Genomic DNA, 4,707 nt, shown 5'->3' with positions numbered 1-4,707 from the left:
GTTCGTCAACCTGTTCGTTTGTTTCTAAATTTTCAGAAGCAGTTTTTTTTGCTAAAATGATAGTTTTAGTTTATATATATTCTTATTCTGGTTCTTTATAGCTTGATTTTGCTTAGCGTTTGCTTCAGCAAAATCATTAAAATGTTTTTTATAGCGTTTTTTATTGTACACCTTTTTTCCAGCCTCACTATGAATTTGCGATATGGGCGCTTTTTTATCAGTAAAATCTTTTAGCTCTTCTTCAATGCGCGTATTCGACAAACCATTATCTTTCTCAAGAAATTTACCATTCTTCATGAGATATTCGACAATAGTTGCAAACTTTTTTGCGAGCAATTGCAAGCGCGGGCAAGCATTTCAAAATCTGTTTTAATTGGTGCTTTTTTGTCATATATGCGAATGAAAAGCGTTATATAAATGCCCCTTTGTTCTCATGTCATTCCATCTATCTCACTGTTCCAGTCATTCAAAAGGAATCTTATCCATGGCATTGCATTAGACATGCGCATTCCCTTCTTTAACTAAATATAAAATTGCTAAAGCATTTGCTTCGTTGTCATCTTTTGGATTGTATTCTTTTGCACACACCGTCTTAATCATCTTTTCTTGTGAGGCATTGACTTTATCTGTTGTGATCTTCATTTTTGTAAGCCATTGCTGAAAACGCAAATAGCGCCTACTATCGCCTTGAAAACGAAAAAATTCAAAATTGACAAGTGCCACTTGTTATACTGCTGTCTACACGAGAAATCGCCCAGCCTGTCTTAGATCTAGATCAAGGTAGAGAACGGTTTGTGTATTGATGATCATCTTCCCCCATGAAGGCTGTTGCGTATTTATATGTGCGCTATGACAGAGCGTGTTGTGATTGCCTGTTTTGAAAAAATGGTCGTGAGAAAGTACTTGAAACTACTTTTGGGCCAATTTTTTACTGCCATTCGAGGAAAAATAATCTTAGAAGCAGTTGATTTTCGAATTAACTCTTCTTGTTTTTGAATCACATCTTTTTGTGCACGTATTATTTCAGCTTCTTTATCTATTATTTTGTCTTTTGCATCTATCTCTTTTCTGAGCTTTTGCGTCGTTTTACAAGAGTCATGAAGAGTATAAGTCAATCCCAAATTAGCAATATTGATTGCCTCTCCATCCTATAAAGACGAGGAGGAGGTCAAAGTGCTAAAAAGGTATCTCAAAAAGCAGCAATGATTCGTATTTTAGTACCACCGCGGTGCCGTCTTATAGCGTTATAATAAAGTTACGAAAGGTGGTTTAGAAGGTGCTTTAATTTTTTTTGATTTTTAATAAATCATTGGAAAATAAGAGAGATTAAGATAATCTGGTGCGGACGGCGGGACTTGAACCCGCAAGGTCTTCGACCGGCAGATTTTAAGTCTGCTATGTTTACCGTTTTCATCACGTCCGCGATGTGATTTCTCTCATAAGCTATATCTTTTATTGAATCAAGAATTAATGACAAAAGAAACATTTTTCATTTTTTAGTGAAATTTTGACTGACAATAGTTTCCTTTATCGATAGAAAAAGCTTTTATAATGTAAATAAAGTATGAAATGATTAGTGTTATGAGTCAATTTATTCAAGACGTCACAAAAGCTATGGTGGGATTGCATCACGTGTTTGCTGAAACACCACTTCAAAGAAATGATTTTCTTAGTCAAAAGTATGATGCAGAAATTTATTTAAAGCGTGAAGATTTAACACCGGTGCGGTCTTATAAGATTCGTGGTGCTTTCAATTTTGTTTCAGAAATGCTTAGCTGTATATCACCAGATTCTGCATTTGTTTGTGCTTCAGCGGGGAATCACGCGCAAGGGGTTTCTTTTGTTTGTCGTTATTTTAAACGTAAAGGCGTGATTTTCATGCCTATGACAACGCCACAACAAAAAATTGAAAAAACACGTATTTTTGGTAAAGAATTCATTGATATTCGTTTGGTTGGTGAAACATTTGATCAATGTTATGAAGCTGCGCAATCCTTTGTCGTAGAGAGCGGTGGTGTAATGGCTCCACCTTTCGATGATATTCGCATTATTACAGGGCAGGCAACAGTGCTTTGTGAAGCAGCTTTACAATGGAAAAAACTCAATGGAGAAAGTGAGCCAGATTTGATGATTGTGCCGGTAGGGGGTGGTGGTTTGGCAAGTGGAGTGAGCAAGTTTTTACATGAATATGGTTGGAAAACAAAGCTTCGTTTTGTTGAGCCGCAAAGAGCTGCAAGTTTGCTTGCTTGTTTGGAGAGTGGAAAACGCGTCAAGCTTGAAAGCATTGACACTTTTGTAGATGGTGCTGCTGTGGCTGAAATTGGTGCTCTAAACTATACAATTCTAAAGCAATTTCCCCCTGATTCTGTCATTACGGTTCCTGAAAACCGCGTTTGTTCTACGATGGTTGAAATGCTTAATGTTGAAGGTGTGGTTCTTGAACCGGCTGGTGCTTTATCGATTGATGCGCTTAACAGTATTCCTCCTCAAGAGTTAAAGGGGAAAAAAATTCTTCTCGTTATTTCAGGAGGTAATTTTGATTTTGAGCGTTTGCCAGAAATTAAAGAGCGTTCTTTACGTTTCCAAGGGTTGAGAAAATATTTTATTTTTAGTTTTCCGCAACATCCTGGTGCATTGCGTCATTTTCTTTCCACATTATCACCAGATGATGATATCGTACGTTTTGAATATCTTAAAAAGTCAGCGAGAAACTTTGGTTCTGTATTGGTTGCGATTGAAACAAAAAAATACGGTAATTTTTGTCTTTTAGAGGAAAAATTTCAAGCGTTAGGTTGGCGTTATCGTGATATTACTGATGATCAAACGTTATTTGATTTTGTTATTTGAGAAACTGAAATTTTACTAAAACAAGAAGTATAATGATGAAACCTATTTTTTATTCGGTGCTGAGTCTATTTTTCTTTTTGATTGTTAATCAACAGAGTTTAGCATCTCAGCCAACAATAGTACAAAAAGATGAACTTTCAAGAGTCGTTGTTGATGTCAATAATGCTATAAAAAATGGGGATTTTATGCCCATTTCTCGTTATATGCCTGAGCGGCTTTATAAAGAGATGGCACATCGATTGAATACAACAGAGAGTGCTTTACGTAGTGATTTTCTTCAACAGTTGCATAAGAAATTTGAGGGGGTGCCTTCTGGTGCTTATTATTTAGATAAAGAAAATATAGAGTATTTACAAACTGATAACGGTACTTTGTATGCTTTAATTCCAACAGTTCTTGAGATGAAAGATCGCATCATTCAATATAAAACTTTGGCGATTTTTGATAAAACACAATGGTATTTAATTTATGGCGGTCAAAAAACTTTACAAAATCCAGTTTTTCTCGAGATTTATCCTGATTTTATCAAGGTACATTTACCGATGGACACAATCATCAAAAAGTAAACGATCTAAATATTGTTTTTATTCATGATAAATGTATTTCGTAAAGTTCTTGCTTTTTTATCATAATCCAAAGATAATAGAGATGAAGGCATTTAGGCTGGTTTGTTGGCTTTTTGTAAAGTGAAGTTTATACGCCTTTATCTTGATTTCAAGGTGTTCATGAGTTGCGCAAGCCGCTTTTTAGGCGTTGCTTCATTTAAAATGTCAGGGATTTCTCTTGCGCGGATTCTTGAGTGGAGAGTTCAGATGGTTACTTCTTTTGAGTTCTTCAGCTAAGGAAAGATTTTATTTTGCCTATAAAAGAAGAAAATGTTTTTACAAAGTTAGGTTTGCCTACTCTTTTGATTAAAAATTTACTCATTGCTGGGATGAGTAAACCTAAACCTATACAAGAACAAGCTATTCCAGTTATGTTGAAAGGACACGATATTTTAGGTGTTGCTCAGACAGGTTCTGGAAAAACCTTGGCATTTAGTTTGCCTATTTTAAGTCAGATTTTGGCTTTAGGTGATAAACGCTGCCCTAAAACTGCACGCGCTTTGATTTTAGCTCCAACGCGTGAACTTGCTGTTCAGATTGATGAAACGATTTGCACTGCGGCGAAAGGAGCACATCTTTCAACATGTCTTATTTTTGGGGGCGTATCACGTTTAAAACAAATTAAACGTATGGAAGCAGGTGTGGATGTTTTGATAGCGACTCCAGGGCGTTTGAGAGATCTTGTTCGTGAAAAGTGTGTTGATCTTTCCCAATCTCGTTTTTTGATTTTGGATGAAGCAGATCGTATGTTGGATATGGGTTTTATTCATGATGTTAAGCAAATTGCAAAGCTTTTGCATCAAGAACGTCAGACAGCACTCTTTTCTGCAACAATGCCGAGGGAAATTGCTGTGCTTGCAAAATGTTTACTCAATGATCCGGTTAAAATTGAAGTTGTTCCTCAAGGTACTACGGCTGTAGAGATTTGCCAAAAATTATATTGTGTTCCTACGAATGAAAAAAAGAATGTTTTAAGTAAACTTTTGACAAATCCAGCTTTTGATTCGGTTATTGTTTTTACTCGAACTAAACATGGGGCAGATGCTGTCACACGTAGTTTAGAAAAGGTAGGATATTTAGTCGCAACAATTCATGGAAATAAATCACAAGGTGCTCGCCAGTCTGCTTTAAAAGCTTTTCGTGAAAGATCTGTGCAGATCCTAGTGGCAACAGATATTGCTGCACGCGGTATTGATATACCAGGGATAAGCCACGTTATTAATTACGACTTACCAGATGAAGCTGAAAGTTATGT

At 36.2% G+C, this 4,707-nt stretch carries 4 protein-coding genes, 1 tRNA gene and 1 pseudogene; 3 read left to right on the top strand and 3 right to left on the bottom strand.

All coding sequences use genetic code 11. The annotated features are described in order from the left end of the window. Positions 1-51: 51 nt before the first annotated feature. The 3 genes and pseudogenes from ACFIL8_RS07640 to ACFIL8_RS07630 all read right to left on the bottom strand — a co-directional run bounded on the left by ACFIL8_RS07640 (position 52) and on the right by ACFIL8_RS07630 (position 1,423). Entirely contained in the window at positions 52-297 is a 246-nt protein-coding gene (locus ACFIL8_RS07640) for a hypothetical protein (RefSeq protein WP_375613727.1), read from the bottom strand. Positions 298-495: 198 nt separating this feature from the next. Further along, positions 496-810, bottom strand: a pseudogene (locus ACFIL8_RS07635) (hypothetical protein). 527 nt (positions 811-1,337) lie between these two features. After that, positions 1,338-1,423, bottom strand: a tRNA-Leu gene (locus ACFIL8_RS07630). 146 nt (positions 1,424-1,569) lie between these two features. On the opposite strand from ACFIL8_RS07630, the gene ilvA reads away from it, so the two are divergent. The 3 genes from ilvA to ACFIL8_RS07615 all read left to right on the top strand — a co-directional run. Continuing rightward, positions 1,570-2,847 (top strand): threonine ammonia-lyase IlvA, encoded by a 1,278-nt coding sequence (gene ilvA, locus ACFIL8_RS07625; RefSeq protein WP_375612449.1) that lies wholly within the window; start codon positions 1,570-1,572, stop codon positions 2,845-2,847. A gap of 35 nt (positions 2,848-2,882) precedes the next feature. Continuing rightward, positions 2,883-3,413 carry a hypothetical protein gene (locus ACFIL8_RS07620; protein WP_375638347.1) on the top strand — a complete coding sequence of 177 codons (531 nt, stop codon included), beginning with the start codon at positions 2,883-2,885 and terminating at the stop codon, positions 3,411-3,413. 290 nt (positions 3,414-3,703) lie between these two features. After that, positions 3,704-4,707, top strand: a 1,004-nt coding sequence (locus tag ACFIL8_RS07615) for a DEAD/DEAH box helicase (RefSeq protein WP_375689325.1), incomplete at its 3' end; no start/stop codon positions are given.

The sequence above is a fragment of the Bartonella sp. AP57NXGY genome (assembly GCF_042195805.1).
In the GTDB taxonomy this organism is placed as follows: Bacteria; Pseudomonadota; Alphaproteobacteria; order Rhizobiales; family Rhizobiaceae; genus Bartonella.
Note: the sequence above shows the minus strand (reverse complement) of the source record. Positions and strands in the feature narration are given on the sequence as shown.

Excerpts from the sequence above, each read along its gene's own strand:
- ACFIL8_RS07620 (WP_375638347.1), top strand. The coding sequence starts at position 2,883 with ATGAAACCTATTTTTTATTCGGTGCTGAGTCTATTTTTCTTTTTGATT.
- ACFIL8_RS07640 (WP_375613727.1), bottom strand. The coding sequence starts at position 297 with ATGAAGAATGGTAAATTTCTTGAGAAAGATAATGGTTTGTCGAATACG.
- ilvA (WP_375612449.1), top strand. The coding sequence starts at position 1,570 with ATGATTAGTGTTATGAGTCAATTTATTCAAGACGTCACAAAAGCTATG.